This is a genomic window from Pseudomonas sp. S2_C03 (assembly GCF_054668405.1).
Map to the genome: position 1 here is coordinate 5,920,783 of NZ_CP162766.1, position 25,607 is coordinate 5,946,389.

The window sequence follows — 25,607 nt, forward strand, 5'->3', positions numbered from 1 at the left end:
TCGGTGGGGCTGATAGGCCGCCATCGGGGGCAAGCCCGCTCCTACAGGGGGCTTGCCCCCGATGGCGCCGCACTTTCAGACGCCAACGCTCTCAAGGCTTCGCATCGGCCTTCGCCACCGTCACCCACCAAGCCGTGCGCTGCTCGATCTGCACCGGCAACGTCGGCAGCAGGGCGCTCAACGCCAGGTCGGTGTCGTTCAACGGAAAGCTGCCGGTAATCCGCCAATCTGCCACTTCTGGCGCGACCCCAAGGTGCCCACGACGGTAGCGACCCAGTTCATGTACCAGGTCCTCCAGGCGTGCGTTGTCCACCACCAGCATGCCCCGGGTCCAGGCGTCGGCGCCGAGGTCCAGCGCGGCGATCGGCCCCAGGCCGTTGCTGCGCATCAGCACTTGCTGGCCTTCCTGCAGAATCTGTTCGTCGGGGCTGGACTCGGGATGCGCCGCCACGGCGGACTTCAACACGCTCAGGCGCGTGCCTTCCTCTTCGCGCTTGACCAGGAAGCGCGTCCCCAGTGCACGCATGCTGCCTTCACGGGTTTCGACGATGAACGGCCGGGCGTCGCCGTGACCCGTCTCGACGAGGATTTCGCCGTCCTGAAGTATTACCCGCCGTTGCTTCTCGTCGAAGCGCACATCCACCGCGCTGTGGGTGTTGAGGTTGATCACGGTGCCGTCGCTCAGGCGCAAGGTGCGTTGCTCGCCGGTGGCGGTACGTTGATCGGCCAGCCAGTAATCGACTGGCAGGTAGCGCTCACCGGCGAACAGCGCCAGGCCGATCACCGCTACGACGGTTGCCAGGCCATTGCCCAGCTTGCGCACCCGCCGTCGAATGCCTTCGCGTGATTGCAGCAACGCGGTGCGCGCCGGCCCGCTGACCACGCTGAAACGCTGATCGAGCATGCCCAGCTGGCGCCAGGCGCGGGCGTGTTCCTCGTGGGCGGCGTGCCACTTGGCGAACTCTTCGCGCTCCACCGGGTTGTCAGAGTCCAGCGACAATTGCCAGGCAATCGCCGCGTCCAGCACCTGTGCCGAGACGGGTCTGGAGCTGGCCGGGGTCATACGGGCTCCCCGTATAAGGCGATGTAGCACTGGCGAATGCCTTGGGCCAGGTATTGGCGCACCCGTGGCACCGAAACGCCGAGGCGCTGGGCGATTTCTGCGTGGCTCAAGCCGTCGAGACGGTTGTAGAGAAACGCCGCTCGCGCCTTGCTCGACAGCTTGCCGAGCAGGCGGTCGATGTTTTTCAGGTCTTCGAGGATCATTTGCTGTTCTTCCGCCGAAGGGTGTTCTTCTTCGGGAATCAGCATCAATTCGGTGAGGTAGGCCTGTTCCAGCGCGGCCCGTCGGAAGTAGTCGAACAGCAGGCCCTTGGCGATCGCCACCAGGAACGCCCGGGGTTCGCGCGGCGCTGTCAGTTCCTCGCGGCCCAGCAAGCGTACGAAGGTGTCCTGGCTCAGGTCCTCGGCCCGCTGCGGGCAGGCGACGTTGCGCCGAAGCCAGGCCAATAGCCAACTGCGATGGTCACGATACAACGCACCGACGAGTTCACTTTGAGGGCTGGGGACTGACGCCACGACGCATCACCGATTAAGAAGTGTTAACTAACGAGAATTGTTCGCGATTGTGGCAGAGGCGCGGGAGGGAAGCAATTGGCCGCTGGTCGGCTGGTGGACAAGGCGATGGACCGCGTTATCGTTCATCGCGGGCAAGCCCGCTCCTACAGAGATCTCTGAGCGCCGACCATCCTGTAGGAGCGGGCTTGCCCGCGATGGCGCCCGATCAGGCGCCGCAAATCAAAACGACGGCGAATTCTGCCGCCGCTTCCACTGGCTCAACCGCTGTTGCAGGTTCAACGGGCTATGAATCTGCTGCTGCCGTGCCCGGCTGAACAGGATCAGAGCCAATTCTGCGGTGGCCAGCGCATCGGCACTGGCGTTGTGGCGTTCGATCACTTCGAGCTTGAACCAATTGATCCACTCATCCAGGCCGGCCTCGCGAATGTTCGCCTGCGGGCACAGCAGCGGCGCGATGTCGGCCACGTCCAGAAACGGATGCTGCAACTTGTACCCCAGATGATCTTTCAGCGCGCGCCCGAGCATGTGCTGGTCAAAGGGCGCATGGAACGCCAGCAGCGGACTGTCGCCGACAAACTCCATGAACTCGATCAGTGCCTGCGCCGGATCCGTGCCGGCGGCTATCGCGCTGGGCCCCAGGCCGTGAATCAGCACACTGGGCGCCACTTTCATGTCGGCGCATTGCAGGGTGCGTTCGAACTGTTGGCTGAAATCGATGGCGCCGTCTTCGATCACCACGGCGCCGATGGACAGCACACGGTCCTTGTTCAGGTTCAGCCCGGTGGTTTCCAGGTCCACCACCACCCAGCGCTGTTCGCGCAGGCTGCACTCACCCAGCGCGGCCTCCACCGGCAAGTCCTTGAGGCGTTGCTGCAGTTGGCCGGATAACATCGGACCTGCCGGGCGCAGCCAGGAAAACAGACTCATAGTTGATACCGCAGGGTCAGGCTGCTTTGCAGGCGTTGTGCCTGGCGCAGGGACTCACGCAGGATCCGGCGGTCCAGGTGGTTGAGGCTGTCGGGATCGACCCGGTTGGAGTAGGGCAGGTTCTCCCGCGTCTGTCGCTGATGTTGCTGCATGCGGGTTTGCTGAATGAAGTGGTACGCCTCTTCGTAGGCCGCGCCATCGAGCTGATCGATCACCTGCTTTTCCACCAATTGGCGAAAACGCTCCAGGGTATTGTTTGCCTCGATGCCGTGGGCCAATGCGAGCAATCGAGCGCCCTCGACGAACGGCCCCAGCCCTTGGACCTTCAGGTCCAGCGTGGCTTTCTCGCCATTCTTGCGCGCCAGCACGAACTCGCGGAACCGTCCTACGGGCGGGCGATTGCGCAGGGCGTTTTCGGCCATCATGCGCTGGAACAGACGATTGTCGGCGACCTGGTCGAGAACTCCCCGACGCAATTGATCGCAGCTTTGCTCGTCGCCCCAGACCACCCGCAGGTCGAAATAGATGCTGGAGCCCAGCAGGTTCTCCGGCGTCGCTTCACGGATGAACGCCGAAAAGCGGCGCGCCCATTCGGCGCGAGACAGGCACAGCTCGGGGTTTCCGGCCATGATGTTACCCTTGCACAGGGTGAAGCCGCACAACGCCAGGCTCTGGTTGATGTGTTGTGCGATGGGCAGCAGCTTGCCGCGAATCTCGGCGGCGTGCGCCGCATCACGGGCTTCGAAGAGGATGCCGTTGTCCTGGTCGGTGTGCAGCGTCTGCTCGCGACGGCCTTCGCTGCCGAAGCACAACCAACTGAACGGCACGCCGGGGTCGCCTTTTTCGGCGAGCGTCAGTTCGATGACCCGGCACACGGTGTGATCGTTGAGCAGGGTGATGATGTGGGTGATCTGGGTCGACGACGCGCCATGGGCGAGCATGCGCTCCACCAGCTGGCCGATCTCGCCGCGCAGCACCACCAGGTTTTCCACGCGCAGGGCACTGCGGATGGTGCGAGCCAGGTGCACCAGATCGACCCGTTGCAGGGAGAACAGATCACGCTCCGACACCACACCACACAGGCGCTGATCCTTGACCAGGCAGACGTGGGCGATGTGCCGCTCGGTCATGGCAATCGCTGCATCGAACGCGCTGTGATCCGGGCTCAGGAAGAACGGCGCGCGGGTCATGTGTCGCTCGATGGACTCGTTGAAATCGTTGGTGCCGCCTGCCACCACCTGGCGCAGGTCACGCAGGGTAAAAATCCCCTGGGGCGCCTTGTGTTCGTTGACCACCACGATGCTGCCGACCTGCTGCTCGTGCATCAACGTCACGGCTTCGCGCAGGGGTGTGTCGGGGCCGCACGTCACCGGGTGACGCATGGCCAGTTCGCCCAGGCGAGTGTTGAGAGAGTACTGGGTGCCGAGGGTTTCCACGGCTTTTTGCTGCACTTGCTGGTTGACTTGGTCCAGCAGGCTGCTGACGCCACGCAGGGCAAAGTCGCGAAAGGTGGTGGACAGGGCAAACAGCTTGATGAAGGCGAGCTTGTTCAGTTGCAGGCAAAAGGTGTCTTCGGCCGCGAGGTGTTCGGTACGGGTCGCACGTTCACCCAACAGGGCGGCGAGGGGAAAGCATTCGCCGCCGGTGATTTCGAAGGTGGTTTCGGTGCCGCCCTTGGCGCTGTGGGGACGCTCACCCACCACGCGGCCCTGCTTGACGATGTAGAAATGCTCGACCGGGCCATCGGCGGGCTTGATGATGCTCTCGCCGGGCGCATAGAAACGTAGCTGACATTGTTCAACCAGGTACGCCAGGTGAGCGTGTTCCATCTGATTGAAAGGGGGGAAGCGCTGGAGGAATTGCAGGGTTCCCTGGATGTTCTGCAACACCGCGGTTTTCCCTGCCTGGGTGAAGGCGTCCGCTTTACTCATAACCATTACCGCAGTCTTTTTTGAAATTGTTGTTGTCGGATGACTCGGCCATGGTCAGCTTCTGAACGCGCAGTGCCCATTGGACGTAAGTCTAGGATGGCTTTGTGAGGTGAGATTTGGGAAAACCCTTACGAAAATCGAGGGAGAACCTATCCTTTCCCTTATAGGCAACAAATCCGACGAAGTGCACATTAGAAGGTCTGCTCGGCGATGTCTCACCACTGTGCCAGGGAAAGAACTCGATCACTTAGAGAAAGCCATGTCCGACCACGATATTTTGAGTGACGCCGAACGCGAAGCGCTGAGTGCCGTCATGCTGGAGCCCGATTTGCCCCCGCAACGGGTGCTGATCGTCGATGACGACAAGGACGCTCGCGAGCTGTTGTCGGAAATATTGGGTTTGGATGGCATTCGCTGCATGACCGCCGCCAGCGGCGAAACGGCGCTGAAGATGCTGAGCGAAAAACCTTCGATCGGTCTGGTGATCACCGATCTGCGGATGGGGCACGTCAATGGGTTGGATTTGATCCGCCAGGTTCGCGAATCGGTACGGGCGGCGATGCCGTTCATTATTGTTTCCGGCGATGCCGACGTGAAGGACGCGATCGCCGCGATGCATTTGAGCGTGGTGGACTTCCTGCTCAAACCCATCGACACCGGCAAGTTGCTGGCGCTGGTCAAGCATGAGTTGGGGATGGAGCCCTGACCGATTCGGTACACACATTTCTGTAGGAGCGAGCATGCTCGCGATGGTCTTCAAGGCACCGTTGGGCATCAGTTTGCCAGCGTTATCGTTCACGTCCATCGCGACGGTTCGACGTTTCGACATGCTCGCTCCTACAGAAATCAAGACAGCACATACAAAAAAGCCCTGATCGACAGATCAGGGCTTTTTCATGGGCTTCAGTTACAGGCCATTGGCCGCCTTGAACTCGCGGCGGCGACGGTGCAGGACCGGCTCGGTGTAGCCGTTCGGCTGCTGGGTGCCTTCGATCACCAATTCGACCGCCGCCTGGAAGGCGATGTTGCTGTCGAAGTTCGGTGCCAGAGGCCGGTACAGCGGGTCGTTGGCATTCTGACGGTCAACCACCGGCGCCATGCGCTTGAGGCTTTCCAGTACTTGTTCCTGGGTGACGATGCCGTGACGCAGCCAGTTGGCGATGTGCTGACTGGAAATGCGCAGGGTGGCACGGTCTTCCATCAGGCCGACGTCATTGATGTCCGGCACCTTCGAGCAACCCACGCCCTGATCGATCCAACGCACCACGTAACCGAGAATGCCCTGGGCGTTGTTGTCCAGTTCGTTCTTGATCTGTTCGGCGCTCCACTGCGGGTTGACCGCCAGCGGGATGGTCAGGATGTCGTCCACCGACGCCGGCGCACGCTTGGCCAGTTCGGCCTGGCGCGCGAACACGTCGACCTTGTGGTAGTGCAGCGCGTGCAGCGCGGCGGCAGTTGGCGATGGAACCCAGGCGGTGTTGGCGCCGGCCATTGGGTGAGCGATTTTCTGTTCGAGCATCGCTGCCATCAGGTCAGGCATGGCCCACATGCCTTTACCGATCTGCGCACGACCTTGCAGGCCGGTGCTCAAACCGATGTCGACGTTGGAGTTCTCGTAGGCGCCGATCCATTTTTCCGCCTTCATGTCCGCCTTGCGCACCATCGGGCCGGCTTCCATGGAGGTGTGGATTTCATCGCCCGTGCGGTCGAGGAAACCGGTGTTGATGAACACGACGCGCTCGCTGGCCGCCTTGATGCAGGCCTTGAGGTTGACCGTGGTACGGCGCTCCTCGTCCATGATTCCGACTTTGAGGGTATTGCGCGGCAGGCCCAGTACGTCTTCGACGCGACCGAACAGCTCGTTGGTGAACGCTGCTTCTTCCGGACCGTGCATTTTCGGTTTGACGATGTAGACCGAGCCGGTGCGCGTGTTTTTGCGCGAAGTGTTGCCATTGAGGTTGTGCATGGCGGCCAGGCACGTCACCAAGCCGTCGAGGATGCCTTCCGGCACTTCGTTGCCTTGGCTGTCGAGAATCGCATCGATGGTCATCAGGTGGCCGACGTTACGCACGAACAGCAGCGAACGACCGTGCAGGCTCAACGGGCTGCCGTCGACGGCGGTGTAGGTCCGGTCGGCGTTCATGGTGCGGGTGAAGGTCTTGCCGCCCTTGGCGACTTCTTCCGACAGGTCGCCCGTCATCAGGCCGAGCCAGTTGCGGTAGATCACCACCTTGTCATCGGCATCTACGGCAGCGACGGAGTCTTCGCAGTCCATGATGGTGGTCAGCGCGGCTTCCATCAGGATGTCTTTGACGCCGGCAGCGTCGGTCTGGCCGACGGGGGTGCTGGCATCGACCTGGATTTCGAAATGCAGGCCGTTGTTTTTCAGCAGGATTGCGATGGGTGCCGAGGCATCGCCCTGGAAACCGATCAACTGGGCATCGTTGCGCAGGCCGCTGTTGCTGCCACCTTTGAGGGCGACCAGCAGTTTGCCGTCCGCGATGCTGTAACGGGTGGCATCGACGTGGGAGCCGGCGGCGAGCGGTGCGGCCTCGTCGAGGAAGGCACGGGCGAAGGCGATGACCTTGTCGCCGCGAACCTTGTTGTAGCCTTTGCCTTTTTCCGCGCCGTCAGCTTCGCTGATGGCGTCGGTGCCGTAGAGCGCGTCGTACAGCGAACCCCAACGGGCGTTCGAGGCATTGAGCGCGAAACGGGCATTCATCACCGGCACCACGAGCTGCGGGCCGGCCATGTGGGCGATTTCTTCATCGACGTTTTGCGTCGAGACCTGGAAATCGGCCGCTTCTGGCAGCAGATAACCGATGTCTTGCAGGAACGCCTTGTAGGCCACGGCGTCGTGCGCCTGGCCTGCACGCTCCTGGTGCCAGGCGTCGATACGAGCCTGGAAATCATCGCGTTTGGCGAGTAGGGCTTTGTTCTTCGGCGCCAGGTCATGAATGACCTTGTCGGCACCGGCCCAGAACGCTTCGGCAGTCAGGCCGGTTCCGGGAATGGCTTCGTTGTTCACGAAGTCGAACAGGACTTTGGCGACCTGCAGGCCACCGACTTGAACGTGTTCAGTCATTGCTTGCCTCACTCTGCTCAGCTATTTCGCTTTTATTCTTCAAATGACAATGAAGCCTCGGCTATTTAAACCACAAACCCCTTCCCCCAGTACATGCCATTTCAGGCGGCTGGGATGGAACCGATCAACGGCTTTGAGGCCTTGCTGACAGGGCTTTGGGGGTTGCGAACGTGCCTGCGGCAGACATCGATCCAACGTTATGTAGTGCGCGCTGCGGCATACTACATGATCAATTGCGCTTGTGAAAATTAGACTAATTACGTCGTTCTGCGACCTCGTGACGCATTGCAGTCACGGCGGGGTACGGGATGTTCTCAAAAAACTTATGGATTGTTCCAGTTAAATATCTGAGTTGTACACGATTTGTTGTTCACCCTTGCTTTGGGGTGTCCCGATCCCTGTAGGAGCGGGCTTGCCCGCGATGAGGCCCGCCCAGACAACACACAACCCCCTCTTGCCTATACTTCCCTCTCAACGACAAAAATCATGACCAGAGAGGGCTGCGCCATGGACCACCTCGTACTGACTGTTTTTGCTCCAGACAAGCCCGGCCAGGTCGAGCGCATTGCTCAGTGCATCGCCGAGCAGGGTGGTAACTGGCTGGAGAGCCGCATGTCGCGCATGGCCGGGCAGTTCGCCGGGATTCTTCGGGTGGGCGTACCGGCAGAAGCCTACGACGCCTTGGTCGATGCCCTGCAAGGGTTGTCGGGCCAGGGCATTCGCGTGTTGATTGCCGAAAGCTCGATCGAACAGTCCTGCACCTGGAAGCCGATTGCGATGGAGTTGGTGGGCAATGATCGCCCCGGGATCGTGCGCGACATCACGCGCTTGTTGAGTGAACAAGGGGTGAGCCTGGAACGACTGGTTACCGAAGTGCGTCCGGCGCCCATGAGCAGTGAGCCGCTGTTCCACGCCGAGGCGATTCTCGCCGTGCCGCTGACCTTGTCACTGGATGTGCTGCAATCGCGCCTGGAAACCCTGGCGGATGACTTGATGGTGGAACTGGTTTTGCGCAGCGAAGCCTAAACGGCTTATCCAGTTTTAACGTGCACCTGCCTGTGGATAACCTGTAGAGACTGCCCGCCAGGCCACGTAATACGGGGGTTGGCCAGTATTGCTCAAAAAACCGCCAACATTCAGTGACTTGCGCACAAACATCGGGGATCAGGTTGTGGATAACCTTGGGAAGGATGGATGCAGGCCACGCGGAATGTGGCCTGTAGCGTTCTGTACGATTTTTGATCAACTGCGGCGACGCAGACTTATCCACGCATCGACGCTGTAAACCGCCAGGCCCGCCCAGATGAACAGGAAGGCGACCAGCGTGGTGGACGAAAGGTGTTCGCCAAACAGCAGCACGGCTTGCAGCAGCACCAATGTCGGCGCCAGGTACTGCAGGAACCCCAGGGTGGTGTAGGGCAGGTGCCGTGCGGCAGCGTTGAAACACACCAGCGGCACCAGGGTGACCGGCCCAGCGGCGATCAGCCACCAGGCTTCGGTGGTTGTCCAGAACTCGGGTTGAGCGGTCATGGCTGTCTGATTGAACAACAGCCACGCCATGGCCAGCGGTACCAGCATCCAGGTTTCCACCACCAGGCCAGGCAAGGCCTTGACCGGTGCCTGCTTGCGGATCAGGCCGTAGAAGCCGAACGTCAACGCCAGTACCAGCGAGACCCACGGCAAGCTGCCGACCTGCCACACCTGCTGCGCCACGCCGACTGCGGCCAACCCCACCGCGATCCACTGCATGCGACGCAAGCGTTCGCCGAGGATCAGCATCCCCAGCAGCACGTTCACCAGCGGGTTGATGTAGTAGCCGAGACTGGCTTCGAGCATGCGACCGTTGTTCACTGACCACACATACGTCAGCCAGTTGGCAGCGATCAGCGTGCCGCTCAGGGCAAGTATGGCCAGGCGTTTGGGGTTGTCGCGCAACTCGCGCCACCAGCCCGGGTGCTTCCAGACCAGCAGCAACAGGCTGCCGAACAGTGCTGACCAGATCGCCCGGTGGATGATGATCTCGACGGCGGGCACGCTGGCGATGGCTTTGAAGTAGATCGGGAACAAGCCCCAGATGATGTAGGCAGTCAGGCCCAGAATGTACCCGCGACGCGGGTTGGCAGCTTGCATGCAGAATCCTTGCTTAGGCAGCTAACAAAAGAGTGATTGTAAGGAAGTTTGTCTACAAATGTCCCATATACAAAGGTAGGCACATTAACTGTCGGAGCGAGCATGCTCGCGATTGCGGTGGGCCAGCCGACATTGATGCCGACTGATACACCGCAATCGCGAGCAAGTTCGCTCCTACAGGGGGTGTGGCGATGATTAGAAGAGTTTTAATGGCTCTTCGTTCAACGCCGCCAACTGCTCGCGCAACGCCAGCACCTGATCGCCCCAATACCGCTCGGTGCCGAACCACGGAAAACTGTGCGGGAATGCCGGATCGTCCCAGCGGCGGGCCAGCCACGCGCTGTAGTGCATCAGGCGCAACGCACGTAAAGGTTCGATGAGCGCGAGCTCCCGCGGGTCGAAGTCGTGAAACTCGTTGTAGCCGTCCATCAGTTCTGACAACTGCCCCAGGCAGGCCTGACGATCACCGGCAAGCATCATCCAGATGTCCTGTACCGCCGGACCCATGCGGCAATCGTCAAGGTCGACGATGTGGAAGACTTCGTCGCGACACATCATGTTGCCGGGGTGACAATCGCCATGCATGCGGATGTTCTGGTGCGGTGTGGCCTGGTAAACCTCCTCCACGCGCTTGAGCAGGTCGCGCGCCACCGACTCGTAGGCCGGCAACAGGCTTTTGGGGATGAAATGGCCTTCGAGCAATGTGTTCAGCGAATCATGACCGAAGTTCTGCGGCGCCAATGCTTCGCGGTGTTCGAACGGCTTGGTCGAGCCAACGGCGTGCAAGCGTCCGAGCAACTGGCCCAAGCGATACAGTTGATCGAGATTGCCGGGCTCGGGCGCGCGTCCGCCACGGCGTGGAAACAGGGTGAAACGAAACCCGTTGTGTTCGTGCAGGCTGGTGCCGTTGTGGATCAACGGTGCCACCACCGGCACCTCGCATTCGGCGAGTTCGAAGGTGAACTGGTGTTCTTCCAGGATCGCTTCGTGGGTCCAGCGCTGCGGGCGATAGAACTTGGCGATCAGCGGTTCCGAGTCTTCGATGCCGACCTGATAGACGCGGTTCTCGTAACTGTTGAGCGCCAGAATGCGCGCGTCGCTGAGAAAACCGATGCTTTCGACGGCATCGAGCACGAGGTCTGGGGTAAGGGTTGCAAACGGGTGGGCCATGCTGACTCCTGCGCGCAGCAGGCTGCTGCGTCCGGCCAGGCATGGTAGCGCAGACTGCCTTGCAAGGGTTGTGGCTGTGCTGAAGCCATCGCGAGCAGGCTCGCTCCCACAGGGTTTTTGATGGTCCTGTAGGAGCGGGCTTGCCCGCGATGAGGCCCTGTCAGGCGCCGACGATCCCGCCATCCTCACGGGTGATCGCCATCACCGAGGAGCGTGGCTTGCCGTTCGGCAAATGCTCGGGGAAGGTCGATCCGCCGTTTTCCCCCGGATGCTGAATCCCCACGAACAAGGTCTTCTGATCCGGCGAGAAGCTGATCCCCGTGACCTCGCAACCAATCGGTCCGACCATGAAGCGGCGGATCTCGCCGCTCACCGGGTCGGCGCAGAGCATCTGGTTATTGCCCATGCCGGCGAAGTCACCGGTGTTGCTCGAGTCGCCGTCAGTGAGGATCCACAACCGGCCGGCCTTGTCGAAACCCAGGCCGTCGGGGCTGTTGAACATGTTCTGTGGGGTGATGTTGGACGAGCCTCCCTTGGGCGTGCCCGCGTGGACGCCAGGGTTGCCGGCCACCACGAACAGGTCCCAGCCGAAGGTGTTCGAGGCGTGATCGTCGAGGTCGGTGCGCCAGCGCAAAATCTGTCCGTAGACGTTCTTTTCACGCGGGTTTGGCCCGCCCACAGGCTGACCGTCTTCGCCGCGCTTGGCATTGTTGGTCAGGGTGCAATAGACCTGGCCATCCTTGGGGCTGACGACAATCCACTCCGGGCGGTCCATGCGCGTGGCTTTCACCACAGAGGCCGCCAGGCGTGCGTTGATCAGCACTTCGGCCTGACTGGCGAAGCCGCTACTGGCGTCAATGCCGTTCTTGCCGTGGGTCAGCTCGACCCATCGGCCTTTGCCTTTCGGGTGATCCGTGTTGCCATCGCCGGCATCGAAAATCGCCACGTACAGGGTGCCGTGGTCCAGCAGGTCGCGGTTGGCCTTGGGGTTTTTGTGGTTGATCTTGTCGCGGCTGACGAACTTGTAGATGAACTCGCCACGTTCGTCGTCGCCCATGTACACCACGGCGTGACCGTCGCGGGTCTCGGCCAGGGCGGCGTTTTCATGTTTGAAACGGCCCAGGGCCGTGCGCTTGACCGGCGTCGACTTCGGATCGAACGGATCGATTTCCACCACCCAACCGTGACGGTTGAGTTCGTTGGGGTTTTTCGCCAGGTCAAAACGTTCGTCGTGAGGGTGCCAGTTGATCTCCTTGCTGGCGGCCACCACCCCGTAGCGTTTCTGCGCGGCATCGAATTTTTGCTCGGCATTGCTGCTGCCAAAGCAGTCGGTGAAGTTCTCTTCGCAGGTCAGGTACGTGCCCCACGGCGTCTTGCCGTTGGCGCAATTCTGGAACGTACCGAGGACGTTCTTGCCTTGCGGGTCTGCGGTGGTCTTGAGCAGGTCATGGCCGGCAGCGGGGCCGCTGAGTGTGATCGGCGCATTGCCGTGGATGCGCCGGTTGTAGCGCGAACCCTGGACGAACTTCCATTGGTCATTCTTGCGCTGTACTTCGATCACCGTCACGCCTTCGCAGGCCAATGCCTTGCGCACTTCTTCCGCCGACTGCGGCATACCGCCGTGGGGGTAGAGGTAGCGGTAGTTGGTGTATTCGTTGTTGATCGCCATGAGCGCACGGTCTTTCTCGCCGGGGAACTCGAACAGGCTCATGCCGTCGTTGTTGTCGCCAAACTGCACTTCCTGCTGGGCAGCGGTGCCGTTGCCGCTCGGATCGAACGCCGGGCCGTCCTTTTGCAAGGGCTGGCCCCAACTGATCAGCACCGAGGACTTGTAGCCCGGAGGCAGGGTGATAGCGTCGCTGGTAGCAGCAGGGATGCTGGCAAAGCCCAGCAGTTGGCTGTTGCCGGCGCTGACGCTGGCGGCCATTACGCTGCGACTCAGCAGGTTGCCGCCGAGGAACATCGCGGCACCGCACAAGGCACCGGCGCTGATGAAACCACGGCGGCTTAGGCCGACCATCTTCTCGAGGTCGGTGGATTGGTTCTCTTCTAATAGGCTCACGTCAGGCTCCCTGCGGTTTTTGCAGTCACCTTAAAGCGCTTAAATGACGCTTGTGTTTCAGAGCTGTGTACCGAGCAGCACGTGTGACGCGGCAAACTGCACTCGCACCGGTTTGTCGACGCTCAGGCCACGGGCGCGCAGGTCCTGGGGTTCGGCCAGAGCGCACAATGTCTGGCCATTGGGCAGGCCAATGCGCACTTCACTGGGGCCGTCCTGTGCGTCGAGGATCTCTTCGATGATGCCGGTCAGGTCATTGTGTCCCGGTGTTGCCGGGGCTTGGACCGCCAGTAAGTCGAGCCAGCCTGCCTTGATCAGCGCAACCACTTCGCTGCCGGGCTCCAGTGCCAGGCGCACGGTGCTGTCATGGGTGATCTGTGCATCGAGCGCCAGCCCTGCGGCCAGCTCCAGGCGAATCAGGTCATTGCGGCCCTGTGCTTCGATCGTCCTGACTTTGCCGTGCAACTGATTGCGCGCGCTGGTCCTGAGCATGAGCCGCCCGAGCAGGTCGAGGTCGCTGGCTTCTTCGGCTGCTTCCAGCACCTGTGCCTGCAATGTTTGCAGCTTCTGATACAGGCGCAACACGCGCTCACCCTCGCTCGACAGCTTGGCACCACCACCGCCCTTGCCACCGACACTGCGCTCCACCAGCGGCTTTTGCGCCAAATTGTTCAACTCATCGATGGCGTCCCACGCCGCCTTGTAGCTCAGCCCCGCACTTTTTGCGGCACGGGTGATCGAGCCCTGTTCGGCAATGTGTTGCAGCAACGCGATGCGCTGCGGGCGGCGAATGATGTGTTGGGACAACAGGGTGGACAGAGGCATGGCGGGTTGCTTCGGTGGGTGAATGATTGAGTGACTGCAGGAGCGAGCTTGTCGAACCGTCGCGATGATCTCTGAAACGCCGCGCAGTGTCAGGGAGTCAACGTTATCGTTGGCGACCATCGCGAGCAAGCTCGCTCCCACAGGAACACCGATCAGGCCGGTTTTGGTGTTCGCGCCAGGCAATACACATCGACCCGCGCCGCACCGGCCTCCATCAACAGGTGCGCCAACGCCTGGGTGGTGGCGCCGGTAGTGAGCACGTCATCCACCAGTGCCAGGTGGCGGCCCACCACCTGCGCACCAGGCATCAAGGCAAAGGCATGGCGCAGGTTCTTCTTGCGCGCCTCGGCCTTGAGTTCCTGTTGGGCACTGGTGTCTTGCACGCGCTTGAGCAGGTGTTCGTCGCTGGCGATTCCCAGGCTGTCGCCCAACCAGCGGGCCAGCATCGCCGCCTGGTTGAACCCGCGCTGACGCAATCGCTTGACCGCGAGCGGCACCGGCACCAGGGCGTCGGGGCATGCCAGCCCTTCGTCAAAGCGGTGCTGCAGGAACTGGGCGAGAAGTTCGCCGAGCAGGCGACCGTAGGGCCACTTTGCGCTGTGTTTGAAGCGGGTGATCAGGCTGTCCAGCGGAAAGTCGTACAGCCACGGTGCGATCACCCGCTGGAACGGCGGCGGCTCGTGCAGGCACTGGCCACAGGTCAGCCCCGGAGCCGGCAGGGGCAGGGCGCAGGTTTGGCAATGATCGCCAAGCCACGGCAATTCGGTTTCGCAATCGGTGCAGATGGGCGTGGCTTCATCGGCTGGCTCGCTGCAAAGCAAACATATTTGTTTGTTTTTTAACCAGATGTAAACCGGTCCATCGTAGTGCGGTTGACAGCGCATCGCTCTTCCTTAAATATGCCAAACATCCGTGTAGCGCCTGTGGTTATTCCCTGCCGCAGTCGCCAGCCTTGCCCCGTTCAGAATAAAGGTAACGCCCATGAGCGCCAGCACCTCTGCCACTTTGCGTCATGACTGGTCTTTGGCCGAAGTCAAAGCACTCTTCGTACAGCCATTCAATGACCTGTTGTTTCAGGCGCAGACCGTGCACCGCGCGCATTTCGACGCCAACCGCGTGCAAGTGTCCACGCTGCTGTCGATCAAAACCGGCGCTTGCCCGGAAGATTGCAAATACTGTCCGCAGTCCGGTCACTACAACACCGGCCTGGAAAAAGAAAAACTGATGGAAGTGCAGAAGGTCCTCGAAGAGGCCGCTCGCGCCAAGGCCATCGGCTCGACCCGTTTCTGCATGGGCGCGGCGTGGAAACACCCGTCGGCCAAGGACATGCCCTACGTGTTGAAAATGGTCGAAGGCGTGAAAGCCATGGGCCTGGAAACCTGCATGACCCTGGGTCGCCTCGACCAGGAGCAGACCGAAGCGCTGGCCAAGGCCGGCCTCGATTACTACAACCACAACCTCGACACCTCGCCGGAGTTCTACGGCAGCATCATCACCACCCGCACCTACAGCGAGCGCCTGCAAACCCTGGCCTACGTGCGTGATTCGGGGATGAAGATCTGTTCCGGCGGCATTCTCGGCATGGGCGAATCCCTGGACGACCGCGCCAACCTGCTGATCCAGCTGGCCAACCTGCCAGAGCATCCGGAATCGGTGCCGATCAACATGCTGGTGAAAGTCGCCGGCACGCCGCTGGAAAACGCCGAAGACGTCGACCCGTTCGACTTCATCCGCATGCTCGCCGTGGCACGCATCCTGATGCCGCAATCACACGTGCGCCTGTCCGCCGGCCGCGAGGCCATGAACGAGCAGATGCAGGCCCTGGCGTTCTTCGCGGGCGCCAACTCGATTTTCTACGGTGAAAAGCTGCTGACCACCGCCAACCCGCAGGCCGACAAGGACATGCAACTGTTCTCGCGACTGGGCATTCAGCCCGAAGCGCGGGAAGAACATGCCGACGAGGTGCATCAGGCGGCGATCGAGCAGGCACTGGTGGAGCAGAAGAGCAGCGAGATGTTTTACAACGCGGCTGTTTGATCTCGCTGGTTGAGTACAACCCCACACCTTGTGGGAGCGGGCTTGCCCGCGATGGCTTTGTCACATTCAACACAGATGTCGACAGACTGATTGCTATCGCGGGCAAGCCCGCTCCCACATGTCCGGTTTTACATTGATTGCTGTCTGAGGCCTGCATGTCTTTCGATCTCGCTGCACGCCTGGCTACCCGCCGTGCCGAAAATCTTTACCGGCAACGCCCCCTGCTCGAAAGCCCGCAAGGCCCTGAGGTGGTTGTCGATGGCCAGCCGTTGCTGGCGTTTTGCAACAACGATTACCTGGGCCTGGCCAATCACCCCCAGGTGATCGAGGCCTGGCGCGCGGGTGCCGCAAAGTGGGGCGTCGGTGGCGGCGCTTCGCATCTGGTGATTGGCCACAGCGGTCCTCACCATGCGTTGGAAGAAGCCTTGGCGGACCTGACCGGCCGCCAACGTGTCCTGTTGTTCTCCACGGGTTACATGGCTAACCTCGGCGCGGTGACGGCGTTGGTGGGGCAGGGTGATACGGTGCTGGAAGACCGCCTCAATCACGCCTCATTGCTCGATGCCGGCCTGTTGTCCGGTGCGCGTTTCAGTCGCTACCTGCATAACGACGCTGCAAGCCTGGCCAGTCGTCTGGAAAAGGCCACTGGCAACACGCTGGTGGTCACCGATGGCGTGTTCAGCATGGACGGCGATATCGCCGACCTGCCGGCGCTGGCCCGTGCGGCCAAAGCCAAAGGCGCGTGGCTGATGGTCGATGACGCCCACGGTTTTGGTCCGTTGGGGGCCAATGGCGGTGGGATCGTCGAGCATTTCGGCCTCAGCCAGGACGATGTGCCCGTGCTGGTCGGCACCCTCGGCAAGGCATTCGGTACGGCGGGTGCCTTCGTCGCCGGTAGCGAAGAGTTGGTCGAAAGCCTGATCCAGTTCGCCCGCCCCTACATTTACACCACCAGCCAACCGCCGGCGCTGGCATGTGCGACCCTCAAAAGCCTCGATCTGCTGCGCACCGAGCATTGGCGACGCGAGCATCTGGACCGGCTGATTCGCCAGTTCCGCCACGGCGCCGAGCAAATCGGCCTGGAATTGATGGAAAGCTTCACCCCGATCCAGCCGATCATGATTGGCGATGCCGGGCGTGCGGTGCGCCTGTCGCAGGTGCTGCGCGAGCGCGGCTTGATGGTGACTGCGATCCGCCCACCCACCGTCCCCGCCGGCAGCGCGCGCTTGCGCGTGACCCTGACCGCGGCTCACAGCGAGGCGCAGGTGCAGCTATTGTTAGAAGGACTGGCCGATTGTTTTGAAAAACTGGGAGCGGAGCCAAGCCATGCGTGATCGCCTGATTCTGTTGCCTGGCTGGGGCCTCGGCATTTCACCGCTGGAACCCTTGGCCGCTGCGCTGCAAGGGCTGGATGAACACCTGCGCGTGGAGATCGAACCGCTGCCGGAACTGGACTCCAGTGATCTGGAAGACTGGCTCGACGAACTCGACTCCAGCGTGCCCCAGGATGCCTGGCTCGGCGGCTGGTCGCTGGGGGGTATGCTCGCTTCTGAACTCGCGTCGCGGCGCGGTGATCGCTGCTGTGGCTTGCTGACTCTGGCGAGCAATCCTTCTTTCGTTGCCCATGAGCTGTGGCCGAGCGCGATGCCCGGTGAGACCTTTGACGCTTTTCTGGCGGGCTGCAACACCGATCCACGATTGACGCTCAAGCGCTTTTCGCTGCTCTGTGCCCAAGGTGCCGAAGACCCGCGCGGCCTGTCACGGCTGCTGCTCGGTGGCGCGCCAAACACGGCAACATCGGTGTTGATGAGTGGCCTGGAGTTGCTGGCGCAACTGGATACCCGTCAGGCGTTGCAAGGGTTTCGCGGTCCGCAACTGCATTTGTTCGCCGGACTCGATGGACTGGTGCCCGCCGAAACGGCCGGCGAGTTGCTGGCGTTGTTGCCGGATGTCGAAATCGGTCTGATCGAACAGGCCAGCCACGCGTTTCTCCTGGAGGACCCGCACGGAGTGGCGGGGGCGATCCAGGCCTTTTTGCATGAGAGCGGTGATGACTGATTTATCCATTCCCAACCTGCCCGGTGCCTTGCCGGACAAGCGCCAGGTGGCGGCATCCTTCTCCCGCGCAGCGGCCAGTTACGACAGCGTCGCCCAATTGCAGCGTGATGTGGGCAACCAGTTGCTGAGCCGATTACCAGGCGACTTCGTACCGGACCGCTGGCTCGACCTGGGGTGCGGCACCGGGTATTTCAGCCGGGCGTTGGATGAGCGTTTTCCTGAGACGAAAGGCGTTGCGTTGGACATCGCCGAAGGCATGCTCAATCACGCCCGTCCGTTGGGTGGCGCCACGCACTTCATCGCGGGTGATGCCGAGCGCCTGCCGTTGCAGGATTCGACCTGTGACCTGATTTTCTCCAGCCTGGCAGTGCAGTGGTGTGACGACTTCGCTGCGGTACTCAGTGAAGCCCGGCGCGTACTCAAACCTGGTGGTATTTTTGCGTTTGCTAGTCTGTGCGTGGGCACGCTGTCAGAGCTGCGCGAAAGCTGGCGTCAAGTGGATCGCATGGTCCACGTCAATCGTTTTCGCGAGTTCGCCGGATATCAACAGCTGTGCGGGGGCAGCGGTCTGCGGGTTGTAGGGCTGCAAACCCGACCCCATGTGTTGCACTACCCGGATGTACGCACCCTGACACACGAACTCAAGGCGCTGGGTGCGCACAACCTCAACCCCGGGCGACCGGGAGGATTGACCGGGCGGGCGCGGATTCTCGGCCTGGTCGAGGCTTATGAGCAGTTTCGTCAGGCCAGTGGCCTGCCGGCGACTTATCAAGTGGTGTACGCCGTTTTGGAGAAACCCTTATGAGCGCAGCGTATTTCATCACCGGTACCGATACCGATGTCGGCAAGACCACCGTCGCCGCGGGCCTTTTGCATGCTGCTCGGTTGGCGGGGCTGAGTACGGCGGCGGGCAAACCGGTGGCCTCGGGTTGCGACGTGACGCCCAAGGGGTTGCGCAACGCCGATGCACTGGCACTGCAGGCCGAGTGTTCGTTGCCGCTGACCTATGCCCAGGTCAATCCGGTCGCGTTCGAGCCGGCCATCGCTCCGCATCTGGCGGCGCGTGAGGCGGGCGTGGCGTTGACGGTGCAGTCGCTGCTTGCGCCGATGCGTGAGATTCTGCAGATGGAGGCGGATTTCACCCTGATCGAAGGCGCGGGTGGCTGGCGTGTGCCGTTGGCGGACCAGGACAACCTGTCGGACCTGGCCATGGCGCTGGACCTGCCGGTGATCCTGGTGGTCGGCGTTCGGTTGGGGTGTATCAGCCACGCGTTGCTGACGGCCGAAGCAATTGCCCATGACGGTTTGCAGCTGGCGGGCTGGGTGGCCAATGTCATCGATCCGAAAACGTCGCGCCTGGAGGAAAACCTGGCGACTCTCGCCGAGCGCATTCCCGCACCCTGCCTGGGCCGAGTGCCCAAACTCAAGCTGGTGACGGCTGAGGCGGTTGCCGAACATCTTCAGTTGGACCTGCTCGACTGACGTTTGGTTTTTGCTATGACAAGGCACTGTGCCATTAGTGTTTTTGTCGGGCGTAATAGGGTCATCTCTGCTTCAATAGGCGCTGTTGATCCTTTTTCAGGACGAGTTCTCCCATGGAAATCTCAGGAAATACCGCTTTCTACGCCGGTCTGAGTACTATTCAGACAGGGCAGAACCGCGTCGATCAGGCTGCGGGCCAGATCGCCAACAATACGATCGAGCGTTCGGTTACCAGCCAGTCCTCCGAAGTTCAGGTCGATCGCCTGCGTGGGGTCGATCGCAGCCAGCAGTCGGATCTCGCCAGCAACGCGATCGAAATGGCCCAAGGCAAGTTCCAGGTCGAGGCGGGCGTCAAGGTGGCCAAGGCTTCCGACGAAATGCTCGGTACGCTGATCGATACCTTCGCCTGATTTTCTGCTGACTCCGCACCGTCATCGCCGCGACCTTTCGCGGCGTTTTTGTCTGTAAGTCTTTCTCTGCCAACTAAACTTTTCCGCACGACGGCCCGCCTGTGTCGCCGTGTCGCATCTTCGTGTGTCCGGCATTTGCATGCAGCGATGACGAACGGCAAAAGATCGATGCTTGACAAGATTTAGGCGTAAACGTATGTTTCAAACAACTGTTTGACCGTTACAACAATTCCAGCGGTCGTCCATCCCCGGTTACATCAGCAGAGGTTTATCGCTATGCCTGACTACAAGGCCCCCTTGCGTGATATTCGCTTCGTTCGTGACGAACTGCTCGGCTACGAAGCGCACTATCAGAGCCTTCCGGCCTGCGCAGACGCCACGCCGGACATGGTTGACGCCATTCTCGAAGAGGGCGCCAAGTTTTGTGAGCAGGTGCTGGCACCGCTGAACCGCGTGGGCGACCTTGAAGGCTGCACCTGGAGCGAGTCCGGTGTGAAAACCCCGACCGGCTTCAAAGAAGCCTATAAGCAATTTGTCGATGGCGGTTGGCCGAGCCTGGCCCACGACGTCGAGCACGGCGGTCAGGGTCTGCCTGAGTCGCTGGGCCTGGCGGTCAGCGAAATGGTCGGCGAAGCCAACTGGTCGTGGGGCATGTACCCAGGCCTGTCCCATGGTGCGATGAACACCATCTCCGAGCACGGCACCCCTGAGCAGCAAGAGGCGTACCTCACCAAGCTGGTTTCCGGCGAGTGGACCGGCACCATGTGCCTGACCGAACCGCACTGCGGCACCGACCTGGGCATGCTGCGTACCAAGGCCGAACCTCAGGCCGACGGTTCTTATAAAGTTTCCGGCACCAAGATCTTCATCTCGGCCGGTGAACACGACATGGCCGACAACATCGTCCACATCGTGTTGGCGCGCTTGCCGGATGCACCGGCTGGCACCAAAGGTATTTCGCTGTTCATCGTGCCCAAGTTCCTGCCGAACGCAGACGGCTCGATCGGCGCGCGTAACGCCGTGTCCTGCGGTTCCCTGGAACACAAGATGGGTATCCACGGCAACGCCACTTGCGTGATGAACTTCGACGCGGCCACCGGTTTCCTGATCGGCCCGGCGAACAAAGGCCTGAACTGCATGTTCACCTTCATGAACACTGCTCGCCTGGGCACCGCGCTGCAAGGCCTGGCCCACGCCGAAATCGGCTTCCAGGGCGGCCTGAAATACGCTCGCGATCGCCTGCAAATGCGCTCGCTGACTGGCCCGAAAGCACCGGACAAAGCCGCTGACCCGATCATCGTGCACCCGGATGTGCGTCGCATGCTGTTGACCATGAAGGCGTTCGCCGAAGGCAACCGCGCGATGGTTTACTTCACGGCCAAGCAGGTCGACATCGTCAAATACGGTGTGGACGAAGAAGAGAAGAAAAAGGCTGATGCGCTGTTGGCGTTCATGACGCCAATCGCCAAGGCCTTCATGACCGAAGTCGGTTTCGAATCGGCCAACCACGGCGTGCAGATCTACGGCGGCCATGGCTTTATCGCCGAGTGGGGCATGGAGCAGAACGTTCGCGACAGCCGCATCTCGATGCTGTACGAAGGCACCACCGGCATCCAGGCACTCGACCTGCTGGGTCGTAAAGTGCTGATGACCCAAGGTGAAGCGCTCAAAGGCTTCACCAAGATTGTCCACAAGTTCTGCCAGAACAACGAAGGCAACGAAGCCGTTCAGGAATTCGTCGCACCGTTGGCTGCACTGAACAAGGAATGGGGCGAACTGACTATGAAGGTCGGTATGGCTGCCATGAAAGACCGTGAGGAAGTCGGCGCGGCCTCGGTGGACTACCTGATGTACTCCGGTTACGCCTGCCTGGCCTACTTCTGGGCTGACATGGCGCGTCTGGCAGCCGAGAAGCTGGCAGCCGGCACCAGCGACACGGCGTTCTACACCGCCAAGCTGCAGACTGCGCGCTTCTACTTCCAGCGCATCCTGCCGCGTACACGCACTCACGTGGCAACCATGCTGTCGGGTGCCAACAATCTGATGGACATGAAAGAAGAAGACTTCGCTCTGGGCTACTAAGCCTTTACGCGGCCTCGCAGAAAACCGCTGCTCCTTTGGGGGTAGCGGTTTTTTTTTGCTCGTTTTCCCCCGAAGTCGGGTGCTTTTCCCCAGCATGCCCAACGCTCGGCTTCCGAGAACGCTGAGTTAATTGATTCAAAATGTTTCGACATGGAGTGGCAAATTAATTGCACCGCACCCATCAACCGGTGCTGCAAAGAACTGTCTCGCTCGAAGAAGCCTCACGCCCGGCCACTTAACAACAACAGTCAGGGTGAAGCTCATGAACATCAGTCGCCTCGTTCGTTTGACCTTCTGGTTACCCATCGCACTGTCCGCCCACGGCGTCATGGCGGCCACTGTCGCCGAAGTGGATCCGCCCGTGCCGGAGGTCCCCAGCCTGCAATCGTTGCGTGGCATGCAGCCGCCCGACCCATCAGGCACCGAGGGCGGACGCAAAGTCGACCTGATGACCGATTACGTCCTCAATCGCGGTGCTGCAATCCTGTTGGGCAAGGCGTTGTTCTGGGACATGGAAGTCGGCAGCGATAGCGCCACGGCGTGCGCGTCCTGCCACTTTCACGCCGGGGTTGATCATCGGATCACCAATCAGGTCAACCCTGGCCAGGCGCACACCAACGCCAACGTGGCCTCGATATTCAACAAACCGTTCACCGCATCCGACATCCCCGGTGACGTGGCGTCCTACGCGACGCTGTCCGGTGGCAAGGGCGGCCCGAACTACACGCTGAAGAAAACCGATTTCCCCACCCATCTGCTGGTCAACCCGTTGGACCGTGACTCGCCCATCGCTTATTCAACCGACGATGTGATCGGCTCGCAAGGCGTGTTCGACGCCAATTTCGTCAAGCCCAACCAGCCGCGTTTCGATAAGTGCACGCAGCAGCCGGATGGTATTTTCCAAGTTGGCGGGATCAACGTCCGTCGTGCGACCGGGCGCAACGCGCCGTCGGTGATCAACGCCGCGTTCAACGTGCGCAACTTCTGGGATGGCCGGGCCAACAACGTGTTCAACGGCTTTTCGCCTTTTGGTAATCGCGATCCCGATGCCGGAATTTTTGTCACCAGCGATCGCAGTGGCGTGGCGACCAAAGTGCGCCTGGCGCTCAATGATGCGTCTGCCGCCTCGCAAGCCGTAGGACCGCCGGGGAGCGCGGTGGAAATGTCCTGCGGCGGGCGCACCTTCGCCGACATTGGCCGACGGATGCTCGACACGCTGATGCTCAAGCAGCAGCGTATTTCCTCCACAGACTCGGTGCTTGGCCCGGTGTCCGGCGCACGCCGGCCAACGTACCGCGAGCTGATCAAGGCCGCTTTCCACCCGCGGCTTTGGAATGCCACACAACCGGTTTCGCTGGGCGGTGCCTCGTACACCCAGATGGAGGCGAACTTTCCCTTGTTCTTCGGACTGGCGATCCAGATGTACGAATCCACGCTGATTTCCGACCAGGCGCCGCTCGACGCCTATCTGCAAGGTGATCATCAAGCATTGAATGCGCAGCAGGTCGAAGGGATGAACCTGTTCCTCGGCAAGGGCAAATGCGTCAGTTGTCATGGAGGTGCGGAGCTGACCAACGCTGGCAGCCGGCTGCTGTTCCATCCGCGTGAGCGAATCGAGCGTATGGTCATGGCGGACAACCTGACCACGCTGTACGACAACGGCTTTTATAACACCGGGGTGCGCCCGACTTCCGAAGACCTGGCGCTCGGCGGCACCGACGCCTGGGGCAATCCGCTGGCCTTCACTCGCGAGTACAACAGCCAGATTCAGGGTGCCAGGGTGCCAGATCCGCTGGATGTCGATGTGTGCACATTCGAAGCGCCGTTGAGCGCGGCGATCCCCTGCGACGCGACGCTCAAGCCCACTGTCGGATTCCGCGACGCAGTCGATGGCGCCTTCAAGACGCCGACGCTGCGCAACATCGCACTCACCGGGCCTTACTTCCACAACGGCAGCCGGTCGACACTCAAGCAGGTCATGGAGTTTTACAATCGCGGTGGCGATCGGCGGGGTTCGGATGCCAACAACACCAGCGGCTTCGATCATGCCAGTGTCAATCAGCACAACACCTCAAACCTCGATCCGGACATGACATCATTGAACCTGAGCCCCGATGAGATCGATGCATTGGTCAAGTTCATGGAGGTCGGCCTGACCGATCCTCGCGTGGCCTGGGAGCAGGCGCCTTTCGATCACCCGTCGCTGGTCATCCCCTTGGGGCACGTGGGAGATGAGAACGCTGTGACTCCGAAACCGGTCAGCCCGAAGATCACCACTCGCCAGGCAGCCGATGCGTTGCTGACGCTCAAGCCGGTGGGGGCGGAGGGGCGTGGTGTTTCGGAGGGGCCATTGCGGACGTTTGACAACGACCTTTAAGACTTCGATGCGAGTGACGGGCTGCGCAGTTGCATCCCGTTACATAGCCGCAACAAAAAAACCTGACTAAATAACTCAGAAAGTCAGGGGGACTGCCGTTACAGTATGTGGGCACATTGCCATCTATTGATCAGACGGGTCGGAGCTTTACCCTTGCCGCGTTCTTCCGCAGTACGTTTCAGTCATTTTCTGCCGTCACTTCTGCTGTTGTTCTCGGGACTGGCGGCGGCGTACGTCAAGGATCTGAACGTCTTCTTCACCTCACTGTTCAACGTGCTGCCCACGTTGGTGCTGTTGCTCGGCGGTGCCTACTGCGGGGTTTACCGACGCCAGCGTGAGCTGTTTCTGATGGTCACGGTGTACATCGCCTACTTTCTGCTCGATACCCAGACCGATTATTACCGTGACAATGGCCGCGTGCGTGAAGACGCTGCGGTGGTTTTCCACCTGTGTTGCCTGCTGCTGCCCCTGATGTTCGGCCTGTTCGCAGCGTGGCAGGAGCGAACCCATCTGTTCCAGGACATGGTGGCGCGGTTTGCGGTGCTGCTGGCTGTCGGCAGCGTGGCGTTGGGCCTGGAGCAGAGTTATCCGCAGCCCTTGCTGATGTGGTTGTCGGAAATCCGCTGGCCGGCCTTGCATGGCGCCTGGATGAGCCTCATCCAATTGTCCTATCCGGTATTCTTCAGCGTGTTCGTGCTGCTGGGCTGGCAATACTGGCGCAACCCGCGCCCTTTGCACGCGGCTCAACTGGTGGGGCTGCTGGGGTTGTTCTGGGCGTTGCCGAAGACCTTCATCCTGCCCTTCACCCTCAACATCATGTGCAGCCAGGTGATGTTGATGATCGCTGCCGCCGTCGCCCACGAAGCCTATCAAATGGCGTTCCGTGATGAGCTTACCGGCTTGCCGGGTCGCCGTGCCTTGAACGAGCGCATGCAGCGATTGGGGCGCAACTACGTGCTGGCCATGAGCGACGTCGATCACTTCAAGAAATTCAACGATACCCACGGTCACGACGTCGGCGATCAGGTGCTGCGGCTGGTGGCCAGCAAGTTGTCGAAGATCGGTGGCGGCGGTAGGGCGTATCGCTACGGCGGTGAGGAATTTGCCCTGGTGTTCGCCGGCAAGACGCTTGAGGAATGCATGCCGCACCTGGAGGTCATTCGCGAATCGATCGAGACTTACAGCATCCATTTGCGCAACCAGGACAACCGTCCCCAGGACGACCAGCAGGGGCGCCAGCGCCGCTCCGGCTCCGCAGCCTCCACGGTATCGGTCACTGTCAGCATCGGCGTCGCCGAGCGCGTAGACCAACGTAACCCGGAAAAAGTGCTCAAGTCCGCTGACGAGGCGCTTTATGCCGCCAAGGGCGCCGGACGCAACTGCGTGGTCGCCTATGGGCAGAATCGGCGCGGTGCGGTGCGCACGGAGGCGGCTGCCGGTTGAGTGATGACGGCGC

The 25,607-nt window shown here is 61.2% G+C and carries 22 protein-coding genes; 12 read left to right on the plus strand and 10 right to left on the minus strand.

The window, feature by feature from the left end; all coding sequences use genetic code 11:
- Nucleotides 1-91: 91 nt before the first annotated feature.
- From AB4N64_RS27250 to AB4N64_RS27265, 4 genes are all read right to left on the minus strand, one after another.
- Nucleotides 92-1,063, minus strand: a complete 972-nt coding sequence (locus AB4N64_RS27250) for a FecR domain-containing protein (protein ID WP_460120236.1) — start codon at nt 1,061-1,063, stop codon at nt 92-94.
- Entirely contained in the window at nt 1,060-1,578 is a 519-nt protein-coding gene (locus tag AB4N64_RS27255; protein ID WP_460120238.1) for an RNA polymerase sigma factor, read from the minus strand. The genes AB4N64_RS27250 and AB4N64_RS27255 overlap by 4 nt, the downstream gene beginning before the upstream one ends.
- A gap of 219 nt (nt 1,579-1,797) precedes the next feature.
- A complete protein-coding gene (locus AB4N64_RS27260; protein WP_460120240.1) occupies nt 1,798-2,505 on the minus strand; it encodes a 3'-5' exonuclease in 708 nt (235 codons plus the stop codon).
- Nucleotides 2,502-4,436 carry a putative nucleotidyltransferase substrate binding domain-containing protein gene (locus AB4N64_RS27265; RefSeq protein WP_460120242.1) on the minus strand — a complete coding sequence of 645 codons (1,935 nt, stop codon included), beginning with the start codon at nt 4,434-4,436 and terminating at the stop codon, nt 2,502-2,504. Before AB4N64_RS27265 ends, AB4N64_RS27260 begins: the two co-directional genes overlap by 4 nt.
- A 259-nt stretch (nt 4,437-4,695) precedes the next feature.
- Between AB4N64_RS27265 and AB4N64_RS27270 the strand changes: the two genes are divergently transcribed.
- Both AB4N64_RS27270 and AB4N64_RS27275 read left to right on the plus strand, forming a co-directional pair.
- Entirely contained in the window at nt 4,696-5,142 is a 447-nt protein-coding gene (locus tag AB4N64_RS27270) for a response regulator (RefSeq protein ID WP_460120244.1), read from the plus strand.
- A 34-nt stretch (nt 5,143-5,176) separates the two neighbouring features.
- Nucleotides 5,177-5,311: a hypothetical protein gene (locus AB4N64_RS27275; RefSeq protein ID WP_460120246.1), complete on the plus strand. Its 135-nt coding sequence runs from the start codon at nt 5,177-5,179 to the stop codon at nt 5,309-5,311.
- Nucleotides 5,312-5,343: 32 nt separating this feature from the next.
- Here the strand turns inward: AB4N64_RS27275 and AB4N64_RS27280 are convergent, their stop codons facing one another.
- Complete coding sequence (locus AB4N64_RS27280; RefSeq protein WP_460120248.1) at nt 5,344-7,521, minus strand: malate synthase G; 2,178 nt, start codon at nt 7,519-7,521, stop codon at nt 5,344-5,346.
- Between the two features lie 507 nt (nt 7,522-8,028).
- Between AB4N64_RS27280 and AB4N64_RS27285 the strand changes: the two genes are divergently transcribed.
- Nucleotides 8,029-8,547 carry a glycine cleavage system transcriptional repressor gene (locus AB4N64_RS27285; protein ID WP_460120249.1) on the plus strand — a complete coding sequence of 173 codons (519 nt, stop codon included), beginning with the start codon at nt 8,029-8,031 and terminating at the stop codon, nt 8,545-8,547.
- A gap of 216 nt (nt 8,548-8,763) precedes the next feature.
- On the opposite strand, the gene rarD is transcribed toward AB4N64_RS27285, so the two are convergent.
- The 5 genes from rarD to AB4N64_RS27310 form a co-directional block, all read right to left on the minus strand.
- Nucleotides 8,764-9,651, minus strand: coding sequence for an EamA family transporter RarD (gene rarD / locus AB4N64_RS27290; protein ID WP_460120251.1), 888 nt, complete (start codon nt 9,649-9,651; stop codon nt 8,764-8,766).
- 195 nt (nt 9,652-9,846) lie between these two features.
- Nucleotides 9,847-10,821 carry a serine/threonine protein kinase gene (locus AB4N64_RS27295; protein WP_460120253.1) on the minus strand — a complete coding sequence of 325 codons (975 nt, stop codon included), beginning with the start codon at nt 10,819-10,821 and terminating at the stop codon, nt 9,847-9,849.
- Nucleotides 10,822-10,981: 160 nt separating this feature from the next.
- A complete protein-coding gene (locus AB4N64_RS27300; RefSeq protein ID WP_460120255.1) occupies nt 10,982-12,883 on the minus strand; it encodes a PhoX family protein in 1,902 nt (633 codons plus the stop codon).
- Nucleotides 12,884-12,940: 57 nt separating this feature from the next.
- Nucleotides 12,941-13,705: a TOBE domain-containing protein gene (locus tag AB4N64_RS27305; protein WP_460120257.1), complete on the minus strand. Its 765-nt coding sequence runs from the start codon at nt 13,703-13,705 to the stop codon at nt 12,941-12,943.
- A gap of 152 nt (nt 13,706-13,857) precedes the next feature.
- Nucleotides 13,858-14,589, minus strand: a complete 732-nt coding sequence (locus tag AB4N64_RS27310) for a double zinc ribbon domain-containing protein (RefSeq protein ID WP_460120259.1) — start codon at nt 14,587-14,589, stop codon at nt 13,858-13,860.
- Nucleotides 14,590-14,686: 97 nt separating this feature from the next.
- Here AB4N64_RS27310 and bioB point away from each other — a divergent pair, with 97 nt between their 5' ends.
- The 9 genes from bioB to AB4N64_RS27355 all read left to right on the plus strand — a co-directional run bounded on the left by bioB (nt 14,687) and on the right by AB4N64_RS27355 (nt 25,594).
- Nucleotides 14,687-15,742 carry a biotin synthase BioB gene (bioB, locus tag AB4N64_RS27315; RefSeq protein ID WP_460120262.1) on the plus strand — a complete coding sequence of 352 codons (1,056 nt, stop codon included), beginning with the start codon at nt 14,687-14,689 and terminating at the stop codon, nt 15,740-15,742.
- Between the two features lie 155 nt (nt 15,743-15,897).
- Nucleotides 15,898-17,076 (plus strand): 8-amino-7-oxononanoate synthase, encoded by a 1,179-nt coding sequence (gene bioF, locus AB4N64_RS27320; protein ID WP_460120264.1) that lies wholly within the window; start codon nt 15,898-15,900, stop codon nt 17,074-17,076.
- A complete protein-coding gene (locus AB4N64_RS27325) occupies nt 17,069-17,800 on the plus strand; it encodes an alpha/beta fold hydrolase (protein WP_460120266.1) in 732 nt (243 codons plus the stop codon). The genes bioF and AB4N64_RS27325 overlap by 8 nt, the downstream gene beginning before the upstream one ends.
- The gene (gene bioC / locus AB4N64_RS27330) at nt 17,793-18,605 is read left to right on the plus strand and encodes a malonyl-ACP O-methyltransferase BioC (RefSeq protein ID WP_460120268.1); all 813 of its coding nucleotides are present in this window, start codon (nt 17,793-17,795) and stop codon (nt 18,603-18,605) included. Before AB4N64_RS27325 ends, bioC begins: the two co-directional genes overlap by 8 nt.
- Nucleotides 18,602-19,282: a dethiobiotin synthase gene (bioD, locus tag AB4N64_RS27335; RefSeq protein ID WP_460120270.1), complete on the plus strand. Its 681-nt coding sequence runs from the start codon at nt 18,602-18,604 to the stop codon at nt 19,280-19,282. The genes bioC and bioD overlap by 4 nt, the downstream gene beginning before the upstream one ends.
- Before the next feature lie 113 nt (nt 19,283-19,395).
- Nucleotides 19,396-19,692, plus strand: coding sequence for a pyrroloquinoline quinone biosynthesis protein PqqE (locus tag AB4N64_RS27340; protein ID WP_460120272.1), 297 nt, complete (start codon nt 19,396-19,398; stop codon nt 19,690-19,692).
- A gap of 276 nt (nt 19,693-19,968) precedes the next feature.
- The gene (locus tag AB4N64_RS27345) at nt 19,969-21,774 is read left to right on the plus strand and encodes a phenylacyl-CoA dehydrogenase (RefSeq protein ID WP_460120274.1); all 1,806 of its coding nucleotides are present in this window, start codon (nt 19,969-19,971) and stop codon (nt 21,772-21,774) included.
- A 262-nt stretch (nt 21,775-22,036) separates the two neighbouring features.
- Nucleotides 22,037-24,151, plus strand: a complete 2,115-nt coding sequence (locus AB4N64_RS27350) for a cytochrome-c peroxidase (RefSeq protein WP_460120275.1) — start codon at nt 22,037-22,039, stop codon at nt 24,149-24,151.
- A gap of 153 nt (nt 24,152-24,304) precedes the next feature.
- Nucleotides 24,305-25,594 (plus strand): GGDEF domain-containing protein, encoded by a 1,290-nt coding sequence (locus AB4N64_RS27355; RefSeq protein WP_460120277.1) that lies wholly within the window; start codon nt 24,305-24,307, stop codon nt 25,592-25,594.
- The last annotated feature ends 13 nt before the right edge of the window (nt 25,595-25,607 follow it).

What these genes read in the sequence shown, in the direction of transcription:
- AB4N64_RS27250 (WP_460120236.1), bottom strand. Translation starts at nt 1,063, where the DNA reads ATGACCCCGGCCAGCTCCAGACCCGTCTCGGCACAGGTGCTGGACGCG.
- AB4N64_RS27260 (WP_460120240.1), bottom strand. Translation starts at nt 2,505, where the DNA reads ATGAGTCTGTTTTCCTGGCTGCGCCCGGCAGGTCCGATGTTATCCGGC.
- AB4N64_RS27265 (WP_460120242.1), bottom strand. Translation starts at nt 4,436, where the DNA reads ATGAGTAAAGCGGACGCCTTCACCCAGGCAGGGAAAACCGCGGTGTTG.
- AB4N64_RS27270 (WP_460120244.1), top strand. Translation starts at nt 4,696, where the DNA reads ATGTCCGACCACGATATTTTGAGTGACGCCGAACGCGAAGCGCTGAGT.
- AB4N64_RS27275 (WP_460120246.1), top strand. Translation starts at nt 5,177, where the DNA reads ATGCTCGCGATGGTCTTCAAGGCACCGTTGGGCATCAGTTTGCCAGCG.
- AB4N64_RS27280 (WP_460120248.1), bottom strand. Translation starts at nt 7,521, where the DNA reads ATGACTGAACACGTTCAAGTCGGTGGCCTGCAGGTCGCCAAAGTCCTG.
- AB4N64_RS27285 (WP_460120249.1), top strand. Translation starts at nt 8,029, where the DNA reads ATGGACCACCTCGTACTGACTGTTTTTGCTCCAGACAAGCCCGGCCAG.
- rarD (WP_460120251.1), bottom strand. Translation starts at nt 9,651, where the DNA reads ATGCAAGCTGCCAACCCGCGTCGCGGGTACATTCTGGGCCTGACTGCC.
- AB4N64_RS27295 (WP_460120253.1), bottom strand. Translation starts at nt 10,821, where the DNA reads ATGGCCCACCCGTTTGCAACCCTTACCCCAGACCTCGTGCTCGATGCC.
- AB4N64_RS27305 (WP_460120257.1), bottom strand. Translation starts at nt 13,705, where the DNA reads ATGCCTCTGTCCACCCTGTTGTCCCAACACATCATTCGCCGCCCGCAG.
- AB4N64_RS27310 (WP_460120259.1), bottom strand. Translation starts at nt 14,589, where the DNA reads ATGCGCTGTCAACCGCACTACGATGGACCGGTTTACATCTGGTTAAAA.
- bioB (WP_460120262.1), top strand. Translation starts at nt 14,687, where the DNA reads ATGAGCGCCAGCACCTCTGCCACTTTGCGTCATGACTGGTCTTTGGCC.
- bioF (WP_460120264.1), top strand. Translation starts at nt 15,898, where the DNA reads ATGTCTTTCGATCTCGCTGCACGCCTGGCTACCCGCCGTGCCGAAAAT.
- AB4N64_RS27325 (WP_460120266.1), top strand. Translation starts at nt 17,069, where the DNA reads ATGCGTGATCGCCTGATTCTGTTGCCTGGCTGGGGCCTCGGCATTTCA.
- bioC (WP_460120268.1), top strand. Translation starts at nt 17,793, where the DNA reads ATGACTGATTTATCCATTCCCAACCTGCCCGGTGCCTTGCCGGACAAG.
- bioD (WP_460120270.1), top strand. Translation starts at nt 18,602, where the DNA reads ATGAGCGCAGCGTATTTCATCACCGGTACCGATACCGATGTCGGCAAG.
- AB4N64_RS27340 (WP_460120272.1), top strand. Translation starts at nt 19,396, where the DNA reads ATGGAAATCTCAGGAAATACCGCTTTCTACGCCGGTCTGAGTACTATT.
- AB4N64_RS27345 (WP_460120274.1), top strand. Translation starts at nt 19,969, where the DNA reads ATGCCTGACTACAAGGCCCCCTTGCGTGATATTCGCTTCGTTCGTGAC.
- AB4N64_RS27350 (WP_460120275.1), top strand. Translation starts at nt 22,037, where the DNA reads ATGAACATCAGTCGCCTCGTTCGTTTGACCTTCTGGTTACCCATCGCA.